Annotated in this window: 17 protein-coding genes and 1 tRNA gene; 11 read left to right on the top strand and 7 right to left on the bottom strand. The window is 60.4% G+C overall.

Going from position 1 to position 20,244, the window contains the following annotated elements:
* The first annotated feature begins 28 nt into the window (after window positions 1-28).
* Window positions 29-802: a ZIP family metal transporter gene (locus GG26_RS08960; RefSeq protein WP_414390088.1), complete on the top strand. Its 774-nt coding sequence runs from the start codon at window positions 29-31 to the stop codon at window positions 800-802.
* A gap of 29 nt (window positions 803-831) precedes the next feature.
* Complete coding sequence (locus GG26_RS08955) at window positions 832-1,614, top strand: alpha/beta hydrolase (RefSeq protein WP_414390085.1); 783 nt, start codon at window positions 832-834, stop codon at window positions 1,612-1,614.
* Here GG26_RS08955 and GG26_RS08950 read toward each other — a convergent pair.
* The gene (locus GG26_RS08950; protein ID WP_414390082.1) at window positions 1,580-2,353 is read right to left on the bottom strand and encodes a DUF3598 family protein; all 774 of its coding nucleotides are present in this window, start codon (window positions 2,351-2,353) and stop codon (window positions 1,580-1,582) included. The genes GG26_RS08955 and GG26_RS08950 overlap by 35 nt on opposite strands.
* Before the next feature lie 50 nt (window positions 2,354-2,403).
* On the opposite strand from GG26_RS08950, the gene GG26_RS08945 reads away from it, so the two are divergent.
* From GG26_RS08945 to GG26_RS08935, 3 genes are read left to right on the top strand one after another with little or no spacing between them, the layout of a single operon-like run.
* Window positions 2,404-2,766, top strand: coding sequence for a hypothetical protein (locus GG26_RS08945; protein WP_071813522.1), 363 nt, complete (start codon window positions 2,404-2,406; stop codon window positions 2,764-2,766).
* A gap of 4 nt (window positions 2,767-2,770) precedes the next feature.
* Window positions 2,771-2,911 (top strand): hypothetical protein, encoded by a 141-nt coding sequence (locus tag GG26_RS08940; protein WP_011430697.1) that lies wholly within the window; start codon window positions 2,771-2,773, stop codon window positions 2,909-2,911.
* Between the two features lie 12 nt (window positions 2,912-2,923).
* Complete coding sequence (locus tag GG26_RS08935) at window positions 2,924-3,427, top strand: cadmium resistance transporter (protein WP_414390079.1); 504 nt, start codon at window positions 2,924-2,926, stop codon at window positions 3,425-3,427.
* A gap of 284 nt (window positions 3,428-3,711) precedes the next feature.
* On the opposite strand, the gene murB is transcribed toward GG26_RS08935, so the two are convergent.
* Entirely contained in the window at window positions 3,712-4,650 is a 939-nt protein-coding gene (murB, locus tag GG26_RS08930) for a UDP-N-acetylmuramate dehydrogenase (RefSeq protein ID WP_414390076.1), read from the bottom strand.
* Window positions 4,647-6,179: a UDP-N-acetylmuramate--L-alanine ligase gene (gene murC / locus GG26_RS08925; protein WP_414390074.1), complete on the bottom strand. Its 1,533-nt coding sequence runs from the start codon at window positions 6,177-6,179 to the stop codon at window positions 4,647-4,649. The genes murB and murC overlap by 4 nt, the downstream gene beginning before the upstream one ends.
* Before the next feature lie 264 nt (window positions 6,180-6,443).
* On the opposite strand from murC, the gene GG26_RS08920 reads away from it, so the two are divergent.
* The 3 genes from GG26_RS08920 to GG26_RS08910 all read left to right on the top strand — a co-directional run bounded on the left by GG26_RS08920 (window position 6,444) and on the right by GG26_RS08910 (window position 9,699).
* Window positions 6,444-7,589, top strand: a complete 1,146-nt coding sequence (locus GG26_RS08920; RefSeq protein WP_414390072.1) for an ABC exporter membrane fusion protein — start codon at window positions 6,444-6,446, stop codon at window positions 7,587-7,589.
* Window positions 7,590-7,598: 9 nt separating this feature from the next.
* Entirely contained in the window at window positions 7,599-8,783 is a 1,185-nt protein-coding gene (devC, locus tag GG26_RS08915) for an ABC transporter permease DevC (protein WP_011430701.1), read from the top strand.
* Window positions 8,784-8,961: 178 nt separating this feature from the next.
* Window positions 8,962-9,699 carry a DevA family ABC transporter ATP-binding protein gene (locus GG26_RS08910; RefSeq protein WP_011430702.1) on the top strand — a complete coding sequence of 246 codons (738 nt, stop codon included), beginning with the start codon at window positions 8,962-8,964 and terminating at the stop codon, window positions 9,697-9,699.
* On the opposite strand, the gene GG26_RS08905 is transcribed toward GG26_RS08910, so the two are convergent.
* Both GG26_RS08905 and alaS read right to left on the bottom strand, forming a co-directional pair.
* A complete protein-coding gene (locus tag GG26_RS08905) occupies window positions 9,696-10,664 on the bottom strand; it encodes a GDP-L-fucose synthase family protein (RefSeq protein WP_414390069.1) in 969 nt (322 codons plus the stop codon). The two genes, GG26_RS08910 and GG26_RS08905, sit on opposite strands and share 4 nt — an antisense overlap.
* Window positions 10,665-10,714: 50 nt before the next feature.
* Window positions 10,715-13,366: an alanine--tRNA ligase gene (gene alaS / locus GG26_RS08900; RefSeq protein WP_414390065.1), complete on the bottom strand. Its 2,652-nt coding sequence runs from the start codon at window positions 13,364-13,366 to the stop codon at window positions 10,715-10,717.
* Window positions 13,367-13,652: 286 nt separating this feature from the next.
* Between alaS and GG26_RS08895 the strand changes: the two genes are divergently transcribed.
* Entirely contained in the window at window positions 13,653-15,326 is a 1,674-nt protein-coding gene (locus GG26_RS08895) for a protein kinase domain-containing protein (RefSeq protein ID WP_414390063.1), read from the top strand.
* A gap of 18 nt (window positions 15,327-15,344) precedes the next feature.
* On the opposite strand, the gene GG26_RS08890 is transcribed toward GG26_RS08895, so the two are convergent.
* Window positions 15,345-15,836, bottom strand: a complete 492-nt coding sequence (locus GG26_RS08890) for a hypothetical protein (protein ID WP_011430706.1) — start codon at window positions 15,834-15,836, stop codon at window positions 15,345-15,347.
* A gap of 49 nt (window positions 15,837-15,885) precedes the next feature.
* On the opposite strand from GG26_RS08890, the gene GG26_RS08885 reads away from it, so the two are divergent.
* Together GG26_RS08885 and GG26_RS08880 are read left to right on the top strand one after the other, a co-directional pair.
* Window positions 15,886-15,959, top strand: a tRNA-Asp gene (locus GG26_RS08885).
* An 83-nt stretch (window positions 15,960-16,042) separates the two neighbouring features.
* A complete protein-coding gene (locus GG26_RS08880; RefSeq protein ID WP_011430707.1) occupies window positions 16,043-17,104 on the top strand; it encodes a histidinol-phosphate transaminase in 1,062 nt (353 codons plus the stop codon).
* A gap of 23 nt (window positions 17,105-17,127) precedes the next feature.
* On the opposite strand, the gene GG26_RS08875 is transcribed toward GG26_RS08880, so the two are convergent.
* A complete protein-coding gene (locus GG26_RS08875) occupies window positions 17,128-19,206 on the bottom strand; it encodes a hypothetical protein (protein ID WP_414390060.1) in 2,079 nt (692 codons plus the stop codon).
* Window positions 19,207-20,244 lie beyond the last annotated feature (1,038 nt).

The following is a 20,244-nucleotide window of genomic DNA, read 5'->3' as shown; positions in this document are numbered from 1 at the left end:
AGCATTCGGCCTTTGTGGAGATTGGCTTGTGCATCCAATTGGGATGGGATCCCTGGCTAGCTTTATCGCCGGCTTGGCGACGGGGCTGGGGGCTTTGCCGGCCCTTTTTCTTCCCTCGCTCTCCGAAAGGGCGCAAGGGATCCTGCTGGGATTTGGGGGTGGGGTGATGCTGGCGGCCACCTCGTTTTCGCTGGTGGTGCCGGGCACCGAGGCAGCCATGGCGCTGGGGTATTCCCAGTTTGGAGCGGCGGTGGCGATGGCGGCGGGCCTGTTGTTGGGGGCGATCTTTCTGGAGAGTGCCCACCAGCTTTTTCCCCACGAGCACTTTTTCAAAGGGGCTGAAGGGGAGAACCGCGCCCACCTAAAGCGGATCTGGCTCTTCATCATTGCCATTGCCCTGCACAACTTCCCGGAAGGCCTGGCGGTGGGGGTGGGATTTGCCACCGGCCAAGTCAGCGATGGGTTGGCGCTGGCCCTGGGGATCGGCCTGCAGAACATGCCGGAAGGGCTGGTGGTGGCCTTGTCGCTGGCCAGCCAGGGGTATTCGCGGCTGTTTGCTTTTGCCATTGCCCTGCTGACCGGGCTGGTAGAGCCCATCGGCGGCATCGTGGGAGCGACGGTGGTCACTTTGGCTCAGCCGCTGCTGCCCTGGGGCATGGCCTTTGCCGCTGGTGCGATGTTGTTTGTGATCTCGGATGAGATCATCCCCGAGTCGCACCGGCAGGGGTTGGAGCGGGAGGGCACCTTTGGGGTCATCAGTGGGTTTGTGGTGATGATGTTGCTGGATATCACCTTGGGCTAGCAAGGGATCCCGTCCTGAGGTGAGGTTTTATGCTGAGCAACGAGCCTTTTCTGTGGCGGGGAAGAGGGGATCATGCCTGCCTGCTGCTGCACGGGTTGGGGGGTGGCGTCTACGAGTTGCAGTGGCTGGCGGAGCGGCTGTTGGCAGCCGGCCTGACGGTGCAGGGGTTTAACTATCCCGGCCATGACCGCCCGGGACCCCGCATGCCCCCTTCCCGCTGGACGGAGTGGTACGGGCGGGTTTTGGAACATTACCTGGCGCTGCAGCAGGAGTACCCGCGCCTTTCGCTGGTGGGGTTTTCCACCGGCTGCCTGTTGGCGCTGCACCTGGCCTTTGCCCACCCTGTCCACAAATTGGTCCTGCTGGCGCCGTTTTTTGCCATTCGCCACCGCTGGTACTATCTCTTTCGCCCGGAGCAGTACCTCAACAGCCTGGGCTGGCTCTTGGAAGAGGTTCCCCGCTTTCGCCTGCCGATTCGGGATGGCGATGTCCGCGCGTTGGCAGAAAGAGTGGCCTATTTGCGCAGCTTCAATCTGTCGGCAGTGCGCAGCGCCCTTGAGCTCATCGAGCGGGTCAGGGGGGAAGTAGCCAGCATCCAAGTTCCCACCCTCATCCTGCAGCCGCGCCAAGATACAGTGGTGGATCCCGACCAGGCGGCGTGGCTCTACCGGGAGCTGGGATCCGCCGAGAAGACCCTGCATTGGCTGGAGCGCTCCGACCACGTTCTCACCTTGGACTGCGAGCGGGAGACGGTGTTTGCCCAGGTCTGCGCCTTTCTCACCCCGGATCCCGCTCCAGCCGCATCAGCGTAACCCGCTGCCAGGCGCCGCCCTCGTCGTAGTCGCGCACCAGGCGCAGCAGGTGGCGGCCCTCCGGCCCTTCCGGAAACCAGCTCAGGCTGACGGAAAAGCGGCGATCCCGGTGAAGAGTGGGGATGGGCAAGGGATCCGGCCCGCCCATCCACAGCCCTCCCGGCAAGGGATCCCAAGGGCTGGCCCACTCTGAGAGATCTACATGAGTTTCGCTGAGCAAGCTATCGGCAGCAGAAAAGCTCTGGGCGATCCCCCGCCATCGCCCTTGCAAGGCCTCTCCCAGTTGCGCTTGGGTCAGCGCAGGAAAGTCGGCCCCAAGATCCAGCACCTGGCCGCGCCGCTCCAAGATGACCGTCACCCGCACCAGGCGGCCCTGGGGATCCCACTGCTGCACCACCCGCGCCTTGCGCTCTCCCCAAAGAAAGCCCTGCTCGACGGCAAAATCGCCAAACGGTGCCAGCTGCAGCCGCCCGTTGGAAAAGGAGCCATCGGGGAAAAAGCGCAAGCCGGGCGAGAAATCTTGATAGACCCAGCTCTGGCGGCTTGTTGGGGTAGGGGATCCCTCTAGGGGGTAGTAGGCATTGGTTTGGCGGATTGCGTCCCGATCCAAAGCCTCAAAGGTGATGAGGCTGCGCTTTTGGCCCACCAGCTCCCAGCCGTGGGCGGTGGGTCGATACTCGGAAAAGAGCCCGTGCCATTCTCCCAGGTGCAGGGCCAGGCATTCTCTCTGGGTTGTCATGAAGCACTGTGAAGTAACATTAGGGAGACGCAACGCGGAAGACAGAGCCGATGGGGAGGAAGTTCCGAGGTGGCATTTTACTGGTTTTGGGGTTTATGCTCTCGCCCTTTTCCTGGTGGAACGATTTGTTCTTCAACCTACCCATTGCCTATGGATTTGGCTACCTCTGCAGCTTGTGGCAGCCCCAGTGGCTTTTGGGAGGAACCCTTGCCGGGTACTGGCTTTCCAACTTGATTGGCCTTCTCCTGATGCAGTTTGGCGCTACTGATGTGGTTGAGCAAGGGGATAAACCCCGCAACCTAAAGCGCGATCTCGTTATTAGTTTGGCTTCTTCTACTGCCTACACTTTGGCGATCCTCGGGCTGGTGCAGCTTCACCTTGTCGATATCGGCGCCCTCTTCCCCACTTCTTAAGCTCATGCCCCTCCCTCTTTTCTGGACAACGCTGGCGGAAGGGATCCTCGCCTTTATTGCCACCCACATCGACGACTTTTTTGTGCTGGTTGTGTTGTTTGCCCAGGTGCAGATCCAACCTACTTGGAAGGGCTGGCAGGTTTAGCTGGGGGGCTACTTGGGCTTGGCAGGATTGATCTTGATCAGCCTTTTGGGGTACTTGGGGGGCCTGGTGCTGCCGCCATCTGCCATTGGCCTGCTGGGACTGATCCCGCTGGCGGTGGGCGGCTGGAAATTCTGGCGATCTGAAGCGGAAGAAGCCCTGTCGAAAGAGCTGGAAAAACTGCAAGATCGACCACCCGCAAAGACTGGGCTGCTCTTTTTGCCCTCGCCAGCTCTGCTGTCCATGTTCCTCACCTTTGCCAATGGCGGGGATAACATCAGCTTGTACGTTCCTTTGTTTGCCGGCAGCACCCCTCTCCAGTTGGCTCTCTTTTCTATAATTTTCTTTTTGATGAAAGGGCTGTGGTTTGCCATGGCTCAAAGGCTGACGGTGCAACCGGAAGTGGCCAAGATCTTGGCTGAACAGGGAGAGCGCTGGGTACCCTGGATTTTGATGAGATTAGGGGTGTGGATCCTGTTCAAAAACGAAACTTGGCGATGGCTGCTCGGGATCCCGTAGCGGGCGGAGTCCCTTCGAGTTTCAGTCGTTGTGCCGCTCTGAAGCCGGATCCTAGTTCAGATCTTCGTGGCGGTGTTCCCGTTCCCGCCAATCAAATAGCGGCGTTCTTCCGCGCTTGTGGGGGACTGATTGAGTTGTGCAATTAGTTGTGCAATTAAGCGACGTAAAGTAGCCGTGCCCTAACCATAAACTGACGCAAAATAATCAACGAGAATCCATCAAGGACTGGTGAGGACAGTTCAAGATCAGAACCATCCAATCATCAAAAAATGGGGTAGGCCAAATTAACTTATCAAAGGATCGTCAAAAGATCCCAGAATGCGCACTTCTGGCTCTAGGAATATCGACCATCGTTGATAAACCTTTTCTTGGGCCAAGCAAATCAGACGGTAGATGTCGTTGGCGCTGGCCTGACCACAATTGAGGATGAAGTTGGCATGGCGCTCGGAGATCTGGGCCCCGCCAATCCGGTAGCCCTTCAGACCGACCTGCTCAATTAGCCAGCCGGCAGGATAGGTTTCGGGGTTGCGAAAGACGCTGCCACAACTGGGCAGATGATAGGGCTGAGAGCTCAGGCGCTGGTTGAGGTGGCGCTGGGTTTGTCGCTGCACCTGAGCCGGATCCCGGCCTGGGAGTAACTGCAGCGTTGCCCCCGTCACCGTCCAAGGAGAGTCCTGTAGCCGCGAGCGGCGGTAGCCCAATTGCAGATCGACCGGTTCTAAGCGGCAGGGCTCCTGCTCTTCATCCAAAATCTGCACTTCCACCAACACGTCCGACATGGCGCGCCCGTGGGCGCCGGCATTCATCACCACCGCTCCCCCCAGCGTGCCCGGGATCCCGATGGCCCACTCCAAGCCACTCCAGCCCCGCTTGGCGGCTGCCCGCGCCAGGTTAACCAAAGGTTCTCCGGCAGCGGCCCAGATCCTCCCCCCCTCCAACAGTTGCATCCCGCGCAAACGCCGGGTGTGGATCACCAGCCCCGGCAGGCCGGCATCGCTGATGAGCAGGTTGCTGCCCGCCCCCAACAGTGTAACCGGGATCCCTTGCGCCCGCGCCCAGGCCAAACATTGCTGCAGCTCCAGATTGTTGTGCGGCTCGCAATACCACTCCGCCTTGCCGCCCACCCGAAAGCTGGTCAGAGGGGCCAAGGGGATCCCCGCTTGAATCCGTCCAGAGAGTCGGGCAACGCTTGAGGCATTGGGCACGCAGGGAGCTGTAGTCATGATGCCAATACCTCAGAAGCCCCCATCTCCCTGATCCCATCCTCCGCTTGCCCCGGCAATTTCCCTTCAAAGTTTGCCAGAGGCTGCTCCCCCAGCCGAGCCGCATAGGCCCGCATCGTAGCGGCTATCTGTTGATTGAGATCGCCTGCGCCCAAAAAAATTGCCAGATCTCCAGGTTGCAAGATAGACGGCAACACCTGCGGCAATTGCGGCAAAGAAGACACATAACGTACATGGGGATGGTGCTCCGCCACCGACACGGCCAGCCGCAAGCTGTCGGAGCCCTCAGGCGCTGCTTCTCCCGCCCCATAAGTGGGCACGATCACCACCACCTGCGCATCCGCAAAGCAGCAAGCAAAGTCCTGGAACAACTTGGCCAAGCGGCTGTGGCGATGGGGCTGGAACACCGCCACCACCCGCCGCTGCTGCAGCCGTGCCGCCCGCAGCGTAGCCCGAATCTCGCTGGGATGATGGGCATAGTCGTCGATAAAGGTGACCCCACCCACCTTGCCCCTGTGCTCAAAGCGGCGCCGCACTCCCGGAAACTGGGCCAGAGCAGAGGCAATCACGGGGAACTCCAAGCCCAGCTGCCGCCCCACGGCAACCGCGGCCAGAGCATTGCTGAGGTTGTGGGATCCCAGCACCTGCAGGCGGAGCTGGCCGAGGAGGGATCCCCTTTCCCAGATCTCGGCAGAGGTGCAATCGGCAGTGTAGAGGATCTGACGGGCCTGGTACTGGGCTTGGGGATGGCCGGCCAGGCTGTAGCCGATGTCCACCTTGAGGTGGGTGGCCACGTTGGGACAGTCCAGACAGGCCACCAGGGTTTGGCTCTGCTGCCCATACTGTTGAAAAGCCCGGATCACCTGCCCCAAATCGGCATAATGATCGGGGTGATCCAGCTCGATATTGGTGATCACGCCAATTTGGGGATAGAGCCGCACCAGGGATCCATCCGACTCGTCCACCTCGGCTACCAGGTATTCCCCCTGGCCTAGACGGGCATTGCCATCCCAGGCGTCCATCTCCCCGCCGATGATCAAGGTGGGATCCCAGCCCGCCGCCAGTAACATGTAGCCAATCATGCTGCTAGTAGTGGTCTTGCCGTGGGTGCCCGCCACCCCAATGCTGGGACGATGGTTAAACAGGGCAGCCAGCAAATCGGCTCGATGCCAAACCTTTAGTCCCTTGTCCAGCGCCGCCGCTAATTCCGGGTTGGTGGGGCGAATGGCGCTGGAGTAGACCACCTGGGGATCCCCGGCCAAACCCTCCAGAGTGTGCCCCTGAATAAAGCGCACCCCCAAGGCTTCCAGGCGACGGGTGCGGCCATTGGCGGCAATATCCGACCCTGAAACCCGAAACCCCTGCTTGGCCAAAATGTAAGCCAGAGCCGACATCCCCACCCCGCCGATCCCGACAAAATGATAAGCCGGAAGTAGCGGGTTCAACGGATCCAAATTTTTCGCAGGCGGAGATGGAGAACGAGCTGGCGCCGGCGCAACGGCATCTTTCCCCCCAACTGTTTCCACCATCGCAACTCCACCTCACTCCTCGCACCACACCTAGAAATCGGCACCTGCAGAAAGGCCCCGGACACGGCAGATCATATCAGGAATCCCTTGGGTTAGGTAGCCGACGAAGGTCGACAACCGAAGACAAGCCGGAGAAAAACGAATACCCGAAAAATAAACACATGAGAAAAACCTGGACATCCTTGCCCCATAAACTTTACATTTATTAAAGAATTGCAACTGTAACGACCGACCTCAACCGCAAAACTCAACGAGTAGGGAACGATGAATCAGCGGCTACTCTGGTCTATTGCGGGAGCTGGATTGCTGGCCGGAACTGGGCTGGCCTGGCTGGGCCTGAGCCAGCAGGCGGCCACCCAATCCGTATCAGAGAATGCAACGGAGGAGACGCGGCTACCTCCCCGCGTTGGCGCCCTGGGTCGCCTGGAGCCGGAAGGAGAGGTGGTGCGGGTGGCCGGCCCTCCGGGAGAGCGACTGGGAGAGCTGCTAGTGGCCGAAGGGGAGCGGGTGAGGGCGGGGCAAGTGTTGGCCCGTCTGGAAAGCTATCGAGAGCGCCTGGCCGAGCGGGAGTATGCTGCTGCCCAACTCCAAGAAGCCCGCGCCCGGCTGGAGGCCGAGACCCGCTTTGGCCAAGCTCAAGTGGAAGAGGCGCGCACCCGCCTCAGCCGCCTAGACGAACCGCAACAGATGCAGATCCGATCCCAGGAAGCGGTGGTGGAGCGCCTTCGGGCGGAGCTGGCCGATGCCGAGGCCAACCTGGCTCGCTTCCAGGCCCTGTGGCAGGAGGGGGCTATCTCCCAGCAGGAGCTAGACCAGAAAGCTCTGCTGGTGCGGCAACGGCAGGAGGACTTGCGGGCTGCCGAGGCCACTCTGGATCAACTGCGCCTGGCCCGCGAGCGGGATCTGCGCAACGCCCAAGCCCAGGTGCAAGCTGCTGAAGCGGGGCTGAGGCGGGCGCAAGCGCAAGTGCAACTGGGATCCCTGGCCCGCAACCTGGAGCTGGCGGAGGCCCGTCTGGAGCGCACCCTCATCCGCGCCCCCCGGGCCGGCCAGGTGCTCAAGATCCGCACGCGGCCTGGGGAAGTTATCGCTGCCGACACAGGGATCCTCGAGCTGGGCAACACCGACCAGATGATGGTGGTGGCGGAGGTCTACGAAACCGACATCCTGCGGGTGCGGCCCGGACAACGGGCCACCATCAGCAACCGCGCGCTGCCAGAAACGCTGCAGGGCCGGGTGGAGCGGGTGGGCCTGCAGATCGGCAAAAAAGACGTGCTCAACACCGACCCCGCCGCCGATGTGGATGCCCGCGTGGTGGAGGTGTACATCCGCCTGGAGCCGGAAAGCAGCGCCCGCGTGGCCGGCCTGACCAACCTGCAGGTGGATGTGGCCATCGAGGTCGAGGGGTAGGAGGGGGGAATGTCCGGCCTGTTCAGCGTAGCGTTTATCGGGCGGCGCATCCCCTTGGCCTGGCTGCAGTTGACGCGGGAGAAGATCCGCCTGCTGGTGGCCCTGGCGGGCATTGCCTTTGCCTGCATTCTCATGTTCATGCAGTTGGGCTTCCAGGACAGCCTCTTGGAAAGCGCCATCCGCTTCCACGTCGCCCTCAAAGGAGAGATCTTCCTGGTCAGCCCCCAGTCCAACGCCCTCATTGCCATGAACACCTTTTCCCAGCGGCGGCTCTACCAGGCGTTGGGCTTTGAGGGGGTACGGGCCATCTCGCCCGTCTATGTGGGCTTTGCCCTCTGGAAAAACCCCCAGACCCGCCGCACCCGCAGCATCTTTGTGGTGGGGGTGGATCCCTCTGCCGACCTGCTGGAGTTGCCGGAGCTGACCCCCGACAAGTTGGAGGAGATCAAGAAAGCAGACGTGGTGCTCTTCGACCGCCGCTCCCGCAGCGAGTTTGGCCCCATCCCGGAGTGGTTTGAGGCCGGTCGAGAAGTTTTTACTGAAGTAGGCAACCGCCGCGTCCAGGTGGGGGGCCTGTTCAAGATGGGGGCCACCTTTGGCGCCGATGGCACCATCCTCACCAGCGACCTCAACTTCCTGCGCATCTTTCCCCAGCGGGAGCGCGGCCTGGTGGATATCGGCGTAGTGCAGCTGCAGCCGGGAGTGGATCCCCAGCCGTTGGTGCAGCAGATGCGGGCCTTGCTGCCGGAAGATGTGCGGGTGCTGTCGCGGGCAGAGTTTATCGATATGGAGCAAAGCTACTGGGAGGAGGGCACGGCCATCGGCTTTATTTTCGGCCTGGGGGTGGCCATGGGCTTCATCGTCGGCATTGTGATTGTCTATCAGATCCTCTACACCGATGTATCCGATCACCTGGCGGAATATGCCACCCTCAAGGCCATGGGCTACACGGATACTTACCTGTTGGGGGTGGTGTTTCAAGAAGCTATTTTGCTGGCCGGCTTGGGGTATATTCCAGCTTTTGCCCTGGCAGTTTTGCTCTACGATTTGACGGCCAATGCTACGTTGCTGCCGATCGCCATGACCTTCAACCGGGCGGTGTTGGTGCTGCTGCTGGCAGTGAGCATGTGCTTTATCTCGGGGGCCATTGCCGTGCGGCGGCTGCGGGCAGCCGATCCCGCCGACATTTTCTAAGTTTTGGCAAGAATGGAGGAGGCAGATGGATTGTTGAATAGCTTGATCAACTGCCCAAAGACTTCTGGGATCCCTTCAATAGGCTTCTGGATGGTTCAATCGCGGCGGTTCCGATGATGGCCCAAGCGGTTACTGAATTGAATTGTCAACCCAAGTTGTTTGAGATTTTGAGCTCCCTATGCTGCCTTCCCTTCTCGATCAAGCTGCCCTCGCTTCCACCCAACATGCCGTTGAGCCGGTGGTCAAAGCCGAAGGGGTGAACCACTACTTTGGCGAGGGATCCCTGCGCAAGCAAGTGCTTTTTGACATCAACTTCGTTTTGCAGCCGGGGGAGATCGTGTTGTTGACCGGCCCCTCTGGCTCCGGCAAGACCACGCTGCTCACGCTCCTGGGAGCTTTGCGCTCGGTGCAAGAGGGCAGCCTGCGGGTGTTGGGGCAGGAGCTGCGGGGCGCTAAGCCCAACACCCTCATCCAGATCCGCCGCCAGGTGGGGTACATCTTCCAGGCCCACAACCTGCTGCGCTCCCTGACGGCGGCCCAAAATGTGCGCATGGCCCTGGAGCTGCACAACGGCCTTTCTCCTCAACAGGTGCAGCAGCAGGCAGAAGCGATGCTGGCGGCGGTGGGTTTGGGGGATCGCGTCCACTACTACCCGGAGCAGCTTTCGGGAGGGCAGAAGCAGCGGGTAGCCATCGCGCGGGCCCTGGTCAGCCACCCCAAGTTGGTGCTGGCCGACGAGCCGACCGCAGCCCTGGACAGCAAGTCGGGCCGCGAGGTGGTGACCCTGATGGAGAAGTTGGCGCGAGAGCAGGGCTGCACCATCCTCATGGTGACCCACGACAACCGCATCCTCGACATTGCCGACCGGGTGTTGCACATGGAGGATGGCCGCCTGGAGAGCCAGGTTGTTGCCTAGTTTGCCGGGGCGTGGCGGCGGTACCACTCGATGGTGCGCTGCAGCCCCTCCCGCAGGCTCACCTTGGCCACAAAACCTATCCTCTCGCGGGCTTTGGAGACGTCCAAGCAGCGGCGCGGCTGGCCGTTGGGCCTGTCGGTTTGCCAGCGGATCTCGCCCCGAAACTCCATCAGCTCGCAGATGAGGGCGATGAGATCCCGAATGGAGATCTCCTCGCCGGTGCCCAAATTGAGTGGCTCAGGGCTGTTGTAGAGCTGGGTGGCCAGGAGAATTCCCCGAGCCGCATCTTCGGCGTAGAAAAACTCGCGGGTGGGGCTGCCATCTCCCCACACCTCGACGTAGTTCTGGCCCCGCTGCTGGGCTTCATGCACCTTGCGGATCAAGGCCGGGATCACGTGGGAGCTTTCCGGATCGAAGTTGTCCAGGGGGCCGTAGAGGTTTACCGGCAGGAGGTAGATGCCGTTGAAGCCGTACTGCTGCCGGTAGGCCTGCAGTTGCACCAGCAGGGCTTTCTTGGCGATGCCGTAGGGGGCGTTGGTCTCCTCCGGGTAGCCGTTCCAGAGATCTTCTTCCTTGAAGGGGACGGGGGTGAACTTGGGATAGGCGCAGATGGTGCCCACGCAGACAAACTTCTCCACCCCCGCCAGGTAGGCGGCGTGGATGAGCTGGGATCCCATGATCAGGTTGTCGTAGAAGAGCTCCGCCGGCTTGGCCTGGTTGAGGCCGATGCCGCCCACATGGGCCGCCAAATGGATGACGACATCTTGTCCCTGCACCACCTCTTGGCAGACCTCCCAGCGGCGCAGGTCGTGGGTGCGGGAGCGTGGGATCCGCACCTGCTCCGGCTTGACCCCCAGGAGTTGCAACTGCTGCAGGACGTGTTTGCCCAAAAAGCCGCTCCCTCCGGTAAGCAAGATGCGCTTTTGGCTGAGATCGATGGCACTGGACAAGCTGTTGGGCGTCATGGCTGGCGCGGAAAATCCCCGGCTTTCATTATGGGGTAAGGCGGCAGCTCCTAACTGCCCAAGCCTGAAGACAGCTCTGCCTGTAGCCGCTCCTGGGCCACCTGCAGGGCTTGGGCCAGTTTCTCTGGCTGTTTGCCGCCGGCCTGGGCCAGGTTGGGCCGCCCACCGCCACCGCCGCCTGTCAGCTTGGCGATCTCGCCGATAAAGGAGCCCGCTTTGAGACCAAGTTTCTGCACCGCCGGGCTAAAAGCCGCAACCAGGCTGACCTTGCCAGCTTCCGGCACCGATCCCAGCACCACTGCCCCTTCTCCCAGTTTGTGGAGCAGATGTTCGGCAGCAGTTTTCAGCGCCTCGGGGGGAGTGGATCCCAGTTCCGCCGCCAAGATCTGCAGATTGCCAACAGCTACAGCCTGGGGCAGGAGCCGCTCTGCCTGCAGCAAGGCCAATTGGCTGCGCGCCTCCTCGAGCGCCCTCTGGGCGGCCTTCAGCTCCGCCTGCAAAGCCGCCACCCGCTCCGGGATCTCCTGGGGCTTGGCCTTGAATTGGGCGCTCAGCTCCCGCACGACGCTATCCCGCTCGTTTAGGTATTCCAGCACCGCCGGCCCAGCTACCGCCTCGATGCGGCGGATCCCGGCCGCTACGCCACTCTCGGAGATGATCTTGAACAGGCCGATCTCGGCAGTGTTGCTGACGTGGGTGCCGCCACAGAGCTCCATTGACACCCCCGGAAAGTCAACCACCCGTACCTCGGCGCCGTATTTTTCCCCGAACATGGCGATTGCCCCCCTGACCTTGGCCTCTGCCAGGGGCATGATGGAGACTTGCGCAGGATGGGCCTCGGCAATCCAGGTGTTGACCAGATCCTCAACCTGCTGCAGCTCTTCGGGGGTGAGGGGACGCGAGAGGGTAAAGTCGAAACGCAGCCGGTCAAAAGCCACTAGAGATCCCGCCTGGCTAATAGAGGGATCGACAACCTTTTTCAGGGCTGCCTGCAGCAGGTGGGTGGCTGTGTGGTGGGCCTGGGCGCGCCGCCGGCAGGCCAGGTCAATCTGGGCCTGCACCGGATCCCCCACCCGCAGGATCCCCCGTTCTACCCGGCCAAAGTGGACAAACAGATCCCCCCGCTTCTGCACATCCTCCACCCGCACCAACACTCCGTCGCCGGCCAGGTAGCCGCGATCCCCGATTTGGCCCCCGGACTCCGCATAAAAAGGCGTGCGATCCAAAACCACCTGCACCACTTGCCCGGCCTCTACCTGGGGCACCGACTTCCCTTCCACCAGCAGGGCCTCCACCACGCCGCGGGCAGAAGACTGGCTGTAGCCCAAAAACTCCGTCTCGATTAAAAACTCGGCCAGCTCGTCCAGGGATCCCTGGGCCGTGACGTCGAGGGTTTGGTGGGCGGCGCGGGCCCGCTGCCGCTGTTTTTCCATCTCTTGCTCGAAGCCCTGCACATCCACGCTAAAGCCGCGCTCCTGGGCAATTTCCTGGGTCAGCTCCAACGGGAAGCCGTAGGTGTCGAAGAGCTTGAAGGCGTCGGCACCCGAGATCTGCTTGGGCGCGCCACTGGCCGTGACGTTGGCAAACAGATCAAACAGCAGCCGTTCCCCCCGCTCCAGGGTCTTGAGAAACTGCTCCTCTTCCCGCTGCAGCTCGGCCTTGATTACCGCCTCCCGCTCCCGCACCTCCGGATAGGCGGCCTCCGCCAACTGGATGGCCGTCTCCACCACCGGCAGGGTAAAGGGCTCGCCGATCCCCAAGAGGCGCCCGTGGCGCACCATCCGCCGGATCAGCCGCCGCAGCACATAGCCCCGGTCCACGTTGGAGGGGATCACCCCATCGGCAATGAGATGCATCACCGCCCGCGCGTGATCCCCAATTACCTTGAGGGAGACTTTCTGCTCGGGGCTGGCCTGGAAGTAGTCCACCCGGGCAATCTCGGCCGCCTTCTGCACAATAGGGAAGATCAAATCGGTCTCATAGTTGTTGGGGACTCCCTGCAGCACCTGAGCCAGCCGCTCCAGTCCCAGGCCGGTGTCGATGTTTTGCCTGGCCAAGGGAGTGAGGCGGCCCTCGCTGTCCCGGTTCAGCTCCATGAACACCAGGTTGTAGATCTCCAAAAAGCGAGAGTCGTCCCCTAGGTCGATCTGCTCATCCCCCAGCTCCGGCTTGAAGTCGTAGTAGATCTCCGAGCAAGGGCCACAGGGGCCGGTGGGGCCGGCAGCCCAGAAGTTGTCCTCCTCCCCCATGCGCCGGATGCGGTGGGGTGGGATCCCGATTGCATCGCGCCAGAGGGCAAAGGCCTCCTCATCTTCTCGAAAGACGCTCACCACCAGGCGCTCCGGCGGCAGGCCAAACACCTCTGTCACCAGCTCCCAGGCCCAGGTGATGGCTTCTTTTTTGAAGTAGTCGCCAAAGCTGAAGTTGCCCAGCATCTCAAAAAACGTGTGGTGGCGGGCCGTCCGTCCCACGTTCTCGATGTCGTTGGTGCGCACGCATTTCTGGGCAGTCGTGACCCGTGGGTACTGTGGATCCTGATGGCCGAGGAAAATCGGCTTGAAGGGCAGCATGCCGGCGATGGTCAGCAGCACCGTCGGATCCTCCGGCACCAAGGAGGCGCTGGGCAATACCTGATGGCCCCGCTGGGCGTAGAAATCCAGAAAAGCCTGCCGGATGGCGGCACCGGAGAAGGATGGAGACATGGCCAAGGCAAAGGGTAACTGTATTGATCAATTCTAGGTTTTTTGGCTCTGGGGCAGTTGAACTCCCGCTCTCGGATGGGGCCAGTGTCGCTCCCCAAAGCGACACAATCTAAGCGATTTCTCTGATTGAGCCCAAGTGGGCAAACGCTAGGATCAGCCTGTTCGAGGCGGATGCGCAAGATTTTTCTCTCCTTGGTCTAGGCTAGATGTATCTCTGGCAACTTGCTTGCCCGCCCATCGGCCCCGTCTCGGTTACCTAGACGTCAGCCGGTAGCGCCTGAATGATATGCCCAACTGCTACTGCCTCAATCCGGACTGTCTGCGGCCGGAAAATCCCCCGGCTGCCTCCACCTGTGCCTTCTGCGGGCAGCCGCTGCTGCTGCGCAATCGCTATCGCGCCTTCAAGCGTCTGGGGCAGGGGGGATTTGGCGCCACCTTCTTGGCCCGCGATGAGGACATGCCCTCCAAGCCCTGGCGGGTGATCAAGCAGTTGCGCCCGGCTGAAAATTCGCCCCAACTGGCCAGGCTGGCGGAGGAACTGTTTAACCGCGAGGCCGAGGTGTTGGAGCGCCTGGGGGAGCACTCGCAAATCCCCAAGCTCTACGCCCACTTCCAAGAAGGCGGCAAATTCTACTTGGTGCAGGAGTTTATTGAGGGGATCACGCTTGCCCAGGAGATGCGGCGCAACGGGCCTTTTTCCGAAGAACAGGCTCGGCAGGTGATGCAGGAGGTGCTGCTCATCCTCAGCTATGTCCACAGCCACAACACCGTCCACCGCGACATCAAGCCGGCCAACCTGATTCGCCGCAAAGAAGATGGCCGCCTGGTGCTAATCGACTTTGGGGCGGTGAAGCAGCTTGGGCCAGGCCACACGTTGTCGGAGGAGGGAACGGCCATTCGCTCCCTGGGCTTTTCTCCGCCGGAGCAGATGGCCGGCCAGGCGGTAGGCCCCGCCAGCGATCTCTACGCGCTGGCCGCCACCTGCCTCAACTTGATGACCCTGGAGTCGCCGGCCAAGTTTTACGACCACAACACGGGCCAATGGGATTGGTCGGATCGCCTGCAGCTCAGCCCCGAGTTCGACGCCATTTTGCGCCGCATGCTGCACCCGGTTATCAGCCAGCGCTTTGCCACGGCTACCGAGGCGTTGCGGGCTCTGCAAGGGATCCCGGTGCAGGAGGGCCCGCCTTCCTCGCCGGTCATCTTGCCCCCTTCTCCCTTGACTGCCGGCTCCAGCCCGTTGCTGATCTCCGACCATTGGACCAGACGCCGTTCAACCTCTCCCCCCCCTGCCCGAACAGATGGGTTCTCGCCTACGCCGCTCCCTCGGCCCGGCGCGGGAGACATGCTGCCCCTGGGATCGGTTCCCACCGGCTGGGGGAGCACCACCGGTTTTACCCAACTGGGCCAAGCCAGCCGCATCACCGGCGGCGGGCAGATCAAGCCAGCCACCCCGCCGCGCATCCCGTCTTTGGCGGGGGCGGATCTGCGGGGCAAGTCTTTTGCCAACCAGAACTTAGCCGGTTACGACTTGCGCTGCGCCGACCTGCGGGGGGCCGATTTTTCGGGGGCCAACCTGCAGGGAGCCGATCTGCGCGGGATCCGCTTCAACACACCGCAACCCCGCTGGCTGCGCTTTTTGAGCCGGCTCCTCGGCTCGGCCAAAACCTTGGGCGAGATCCTAGCAGGCCTGGGAGGGCTCTTGGGATCGGCGGGCCTGGGGTTTTTGCTTGTCCATCTCACCACGCGCAACGTGGCTTACGCCTTGGGAGCAGCCGGGATTGCGGCGGCGGTGGCCAGCTCCGTGCTCTGGTCTGTAGGCAGCAGGGCCTCGCTGCTGCATCAGTCTGAGGAAAAGGGCAAGCGCTTCACCAACTTCTCCAAAGCCGATCTGCGGGGAGCCCAAATGGATGAGAAGTTGCGTAAGTTTGCCCGCCGCCAGGGTGCCATCTTGAGCTAGAGCAGATCCGTTCCCGCCTTAGGCTATGGGAGGAAGGCCTCTGCGGAGGGCCTGGCTCACCTGCTCCGCCAGAGGTCGGCAGGCCACGGCTTTCCCTTGCCGCCGATCCCCTGCCTGGTCGTAAAAGACGATGCCTTCGGCGCGGGAAAGGCCCAGGGCCAAAAACAGCAGCTCCAAAACCCCAAAGGAGGTGGCCTCTAAGTCCGGCGCTTGCTGCCGAAGTTCCGCCAGCGTGGCTTGGGCATCTTCCAGGTGGCCAAAGGCCGGGATCCACAGATGGCCGGGGGGCTCGGGTTCTGGGGGGGAGTCCGCCCCGGCGGAGCTTTCCACCACCCGCACCGTCAGCCAGCCACCATCGGGGTAGCGCAAGGTGGTGTACTGCAGGTGATCCAGGTGTTGGGCCACCTGGGTGAGCACCTCCGCCACCTGCTGCATCGCCGCTGTCGGGATCCCGTTCTGCGGGGCCTCCTCTACCAGCGTTGCTGCCTGGGCCGCCAGACTAGATACCATGATTGACAACCATCCTCATCTAAGTTCAGAATAGGTATTCGCAGCTCCTGGGGCTGTAGTTCAATTGGTTAGAGCACCGCCCTGTCACGGCGGAAGTTGCGGGTTCGAGCCCCGTCAGCCCCGTACCTGTTAGGAACACTGTAGCCTACATCGGCAAGCGGGTCAGCCCTGCTATTATAGGTACCTTGCTCCGTTAGGGTAGGGAGATGTGTGCCTTGCGGTATCTGCGCCCGGATTTGCTTCACCTCAAGCCCTATGATGCCGTGCCGCCCCAAGCTGCCGACAAGTTGGATGCAAACGAGTTTCCCTGGGATTGGCCGGTGGGCTTCAAGCAGAAACTCTCCCTCCTCTGGGAAAAAGGGATCCCGAGCAACCGCTACCCCGATGCTCATCACCAGGGCCTCAAGCAGGCCATCGCCGCCTATGCCGGGGCAGATCCGGCCCAGATTAGCCTGGGCAACGGTTCCGACGAGCTAATCCGCTCCCTGCTCATCGCCACCTGTGTGGGCGAGCGGGGCAGCGTTTTGGTTGCAGAGCCCACCTTTTCCATGTACGCCATCCTAGCCCAGAGCCTGGGGATCCCGGTGGTGCGGGTGCCCCGCCATCCCGAGACGTTTGCTCTGGATCTGGGGCGGTGTCAACAGGCCGTAGCGGAGCAGCGGGTGCGGGTGGTGTGCTTGGTAGATCCCAATTCGCCCACCGGCAATGGCCTGAGCACCGCTGAGTGGGAGTGGGTTGAAGGGTTGCCCGCCGAGATTTTGGTGATCCTCGATGAGGCCTATTTTGAGTTCAGCCAGCACACGGCCCTGCCCAAGCTAGCGGAGCACCCCAACTGGGTTATCTTGCGCACCTTCTCCAAAGCCTTTCGCCTGGCAGCTCACCGGGTGGGCTATGCCATCGGCCATCCGCAGCTTATCCAGGTGCTGGACTCCATCCGCCTGCCCTACAATCTCTCGGCCATCTCCCAGTGGGCCGTTCAGATCGCCCTGGAACATGCCGAGGAGTTTTTGGCCGACCTACCCCTCATCCGTCAGGAACGAGATGCCCTCTACCAAGCCCTGCAGGAACTGCCGGGGGTGCGGGTGTGGCCCAGCCAGGCCAATTTTCTCTACTTCCGGGTGGCAGGATGGGATCCCCAGGATCTGCAGCGGGCCTGGCAAGAGCTGGGAACTTGTGTGCGCTGTACCGGCGGCGGGCTGCGCCTAACGGTGGGCACCCCTGAAGAAAACCAACGCGCCCTGGAGCGGCTGCGGCAGATCTTGCGGTAGTTGGCTCTACTTCCAACTCCTTCTCAACCTGGGCCGAGCAATCGCTGAATCAGGCTATGAACTTGCTGGAGCTGCCTCTCGTTGAGCCGCTTCAGTTCCTCGCGGATTGCCACTTGCAGTCTCTGAGCTTCAGTTTGCTCCCGCTGCAGCAGCCAACTTTGAACAGGGCTGGGGTGCTCCACGAAGTCATGTGGCCAGGGATCCCATTCCTCCAGCTCGGGCTCTGCCTGGGGCAGTTGCTCACGCCAGCGCTCTTGAGCGCGGCTAAACTCCTCCGCCAAAAGATCGGTCGGTCGTCCCTCCGCCTGCAGAGAATCTCTGTACTTCTTGTGAACCAAAAGCCAGCGCTGCCGAATCTGAGAGCGTTGCCATCTTGGGATTCTACCGATTCTGTTTTCAGCAAAGCGCTCATAAAACCTGAGCGCATCTCGGTAGCAGCCCAGTCGCTCGTAGGCTAGGCCCACCTCCAGCGGCTGCAGCCACCAAGCGTGCTCCCCGCGCACACTGCTTACCACTTCCTGCAGAAAATCCCGCAGTCCAGGGAGCTTCCACCTCAGCTCATCCCAGTTGGTTTCCATGTCTCGAGCCATGCTGGCCACCAACTCGTAGTCATGTCCGCGCTGCCACGCCTGTGGGTGGGCCTGAACCAGTTCCCAAAGCCTGCACCACTCGCGGCGCCGGATCAGGATTCGCAGCAGCAGCGGCCACTCTTTCAAGCGCTCCAGGCTGAGAATGACGTCGTTGATGTACTCCTCCCACTCGCCCGCGAGGGGACGTCCCGCCTCCTGCCATTTGCTCACCACTGCTGCGTCCTGCCGGTCTTTGGATAGCCACCTCACCTGGCCAGGCGGCTTCTCCAATTGGATCTTGGCTCGGTAGTAGCGGGAATGCTCCGTTTGGCCACCTTGATCCCAAATGGCAACTGCCTCCTCAAGTTTTTGTTGCTGGAAATAACAGATGCCGAGAATCTTGTGATATTGCCCTGCGAACGGCTGCCGCTGGCCAAGAAAGGCCAAACGCTCCCTCAAAGCCTCAAGAGTCTCTTGCCAAAAAAGTTCACGATCCTCCGGCTTAGGACAAAAAGTCCCTAGGTTATCGAAAACTTCCTCCAGCTCCGCCAAAAACTTCTCCACACAAACCTTCCAAGTCAGATCCGAATGCTTCGGGCTGACCTCAACGCTCAACCAATCTCGCACTCGAACTATCTGTCGAAAGCGCTCCATGGACTTGGCAGAGCTGCTTTGGGTTACCACCATCAAATCCACCAGAGGACCGTAGTTAGGGATCTCGGAGCACCTGGCAAAGTGAGTAGAACGATGCTGCTGCAACTCTGACCAAGCTTTTGCCTTCCAAAAGCACTCCCAGGCTTCTCGGATGAGATTTCTATTGGGTAGGGCGGATCTTTCCAAGCTTAAAAACTGACGGCCTGCAGAAACGTAATCCCTCTGCAGCTTGAGGATCCAAGCTTGGCATTCCTGTTCTAATTTCTGGTTGCCTGCCTGCCGAGCAAAGGCGCGCGCATCTTCCAAGAGCTCAGGATTTCCCTCCTCTACCCCTTGCCTAAGAAACCCAAGAGCCAAGTCCAGCACATCCTGTAAGTTTTTATCCGTCCAGTATTGGATGCCAGTGCCTTGAGCGAAGCCGGCCAGTACAGGCGGATGCGTTTGCCATTGGGATCGATCGGGCTGCAAATGAGAGTGATTGAGCCAAAAGTCAATCTCCAAGGCAGGATCCCAGAATTCCCGCCAGCCGGCTGCAGTATCCACAACAGCTAAGGCTTCGATGGGGCGGGTAATACCAACGTATAGCTGGTTGAGAAAATAATGTAGTTGCAGGGATACCTTCTCTGCAGCTTCTTGAGCGTAGTGGTTAAGCCTTCGGCTAAAGTTTTGTCGATAGCAGTCGCCAAACTTGTAGAGAATGATCTTTTTGAACTCCATGCCCTTGACAGCGGTAACAGTCTGCAGCAGCGCCGGCTTGAGATTTTGCTCCAGCTCTTCGGCAAAAACCCTCTGGAGGTCGGGATCTTGGCGCACGTAGTCCAGCTCCTCTCCTATAGAACAAGGCAGGATGCAAACTGTACCCGTGCTGTTCCTGAGCATACTCCTCAGCTCATGTTGAGTTAAGTTCTTGTCTTGGCCATCCAGTACAAACTTTTGAGCTGGCCTCCCCGGTTCCTGAAAACGCCAAGGCTGCTGTGGGCAAATCCCCCGATCATTGCTAAGAACTCGCCGCCACAAGTTGATAAGGTTGCTAAAACGAGTAATCTGAGGGCTACAGCGGTAATTATTTTTTAACTCCCGGGGACTTGGAATCTCGAGAGAATGGCCGGGCAACAAGTAAGCACGGATATGCTCGTAGAGATACCTCCTCAGGGCACCCCAACGAAATCCTGTAGGATTGATAGTTTGCAGAGGATCCCCAGCAAAAGCATAAGGTAAACGCTCGATAGCCCAATCCAACTTATATTTTCCCCAGGGGGACAAGCAGAAAACAATATTCAGTTCAAGCTGGGTAAAGTCTTGAACCTCATCACAGAAAATGACTGGGTGAATTGATCTAAGAAAACCATTCTGTAACACATCCCTAGCCAAATCTTGATCGTCCCAGTAGCTTCCGTAGGTAGTTCGTTCTTGATAACCCGGCCAAACTTGCTCGTATATTCGATCAAAGACTTCTACATTTACAGTGCGGTCGGCTTGAGGCAATTCCCGATAGCAATCTGGATCCAAGTAGTCGCTTACTCCATAGCCCTTGATCAGAGTACGAATCGTATGCCAAGCTAATTCTACATCACTGCGGCCGCGGTACCAGCTCCGGAATCGATAAAAATTGACATATCGCTCAGGTTGATAGCGTTCTTGTCTCTCTGGTGGAAGGCAGCTTAACAGGTAGTCCTGGAAGGTGCTAAAGAAAGCTTGACATCGCTCAATTTCCCCTTCTGAGAAGTCACTGCCTCTCTCTCGGTAACGATGGTTGACCCGCAAAATTGTACTTACCTTGCTGCGGGCTTGCTGTACTAGACTCGGGCTATAGGTTAAAAAGAGAGGACGGTACTGAAAGCTTCCTTTGCTTGAATCCTTCAGGTACAGTCTTTTAATTTAAAATAGGGTACAGGTATTCAAGAGGAAGGAGAGAAA

It is taken from the genome of Synechococcus sp. 'PEA 65AY6A-5F PE A' (assembly GCF_047462575.1).
Taxonomy (GTDB): Bacteria; Cyanobacteriota; Cyanobacteriia; order Thermostichales; family Thermostichaceae; genus Thermostichus.
Note: the sequence above shows the minus strand (reverse complement) of the source record. Positions and strands in the feature narration are given on the sequence as shown.

What these genes read in the sequence shown, in the direction of transcription:
- GG26_RS08955 (WP_414390085.1), top strand. Translation starts at nt 832, where the DNA reads ATGCTGAGCAACGAGCCTTTTCTGTGGCGGGGAAGAGGGGATCATGCC.
- GG26_RS08950 (WP_414390082.1), bottom strand. Translation starts at nt 2,353, where the DNA reads ATGACAACCCAGAGAGAATGCCTGGCCCTGCACCTGGGAGAATGGCAC.
- GG26_RS08945 (WP_071813522.1), top strand. Translation starts at nt 2,404, where the DNA reads ATGGGGAGGAAGTTCCGAGGTGGCATTTTACTGGTTTTGGGGTTTATG.
- GG26_RS08940 (WP_011430697.1), top strand. Translation starts at nt 2,771, where the DNA reads ATGCCCCTCCCTCTTTTCTGGACAACGCTGGCGGAAGGGATCCTCGCC.
- murB (WP_414390076.1), bottom strand. Translation starts at nt 4,650, where the DNA reads ATGACTACAGCTCCCTGCGTGCCCAATGCCTCAAGCGTTGCCCGACTC.
- murC (WP_414390074.1), bottom strand. Translation starts at nt 6,179, where the DNA reads ATGGTGGAAACAGTTGGGGGGAAAGATGCCGTTGCGCCGGCGCCAGCT.
- GG26_RS08920 (WP_414390072.1), top strand. Translation starts at nt 6,444, where the DNA reads ATGAATCAGCGGCTACTCTGGTCTATTGCGGGAGCTGGATTGCTGGCC.
- devC (WP_011430701.1), top strand. Translation starts at nt 7,599, where the DNA reads ATGTCCGGCCTGTTCAGCGTAGCGTTTATCGGGCGGCGCATCCCCTTG.
- GG26_RS08910 (WP_011430702.1), top strand. Translation starts at nt 8,962, where the DNA reads ATGCTGCCTTCCCTTCTCGATCAAGCTGCCCTCGCTTCCACCCAACAT.
- GG26_RS08905 (WP_414390069.1), bottom strand. Translation starts at nt 10,664, where the DNA reads ATGACGCCCAACAGCTTGTCCAGTGCCATCGATCTCAGCCAAAAGCGC.
- alaS (WP_414390065.1), bottom strand. Translation starts at nt 13,366, where the DNA reads ATGTCTCCATCCTTCTCCGGTGCCGCCATCCGGCAGGCTTTTCTGGAT.
- GG26_RS08895 (WP_414390063.1), top strand. Translation starts at nt 13,653, where the DNA reads ATGCCCAACTGCTACTGCCTCAATCCGGACTGTCTGCGGCCGGAAAAT.
- GG26_RS08890 (WP_011430706.1), bottom strand. Translation starts at nt 15,836, where the DNA reads ATGGTATCTAGTCTGGCGGCCCAGGCAGCAACGCTGGTAGAGGAGGCC.
- GG26_RS08880 (WP_011430707.1), top strand. Translation starts at nt 16,043, where the DNA reads ATGTGTGCCTTGCGGTATCTGCGCCCGGATTTGCTTCACCTCAAGCCC.
- GG26_RS08875 (WP_414390060.1), bottom strand. Translation starts at nt 19,206, where the DNA reads ATGCTCAGGAACAGCACGGGTACAGTTTGCATCCTGCCTTGTTCTATA.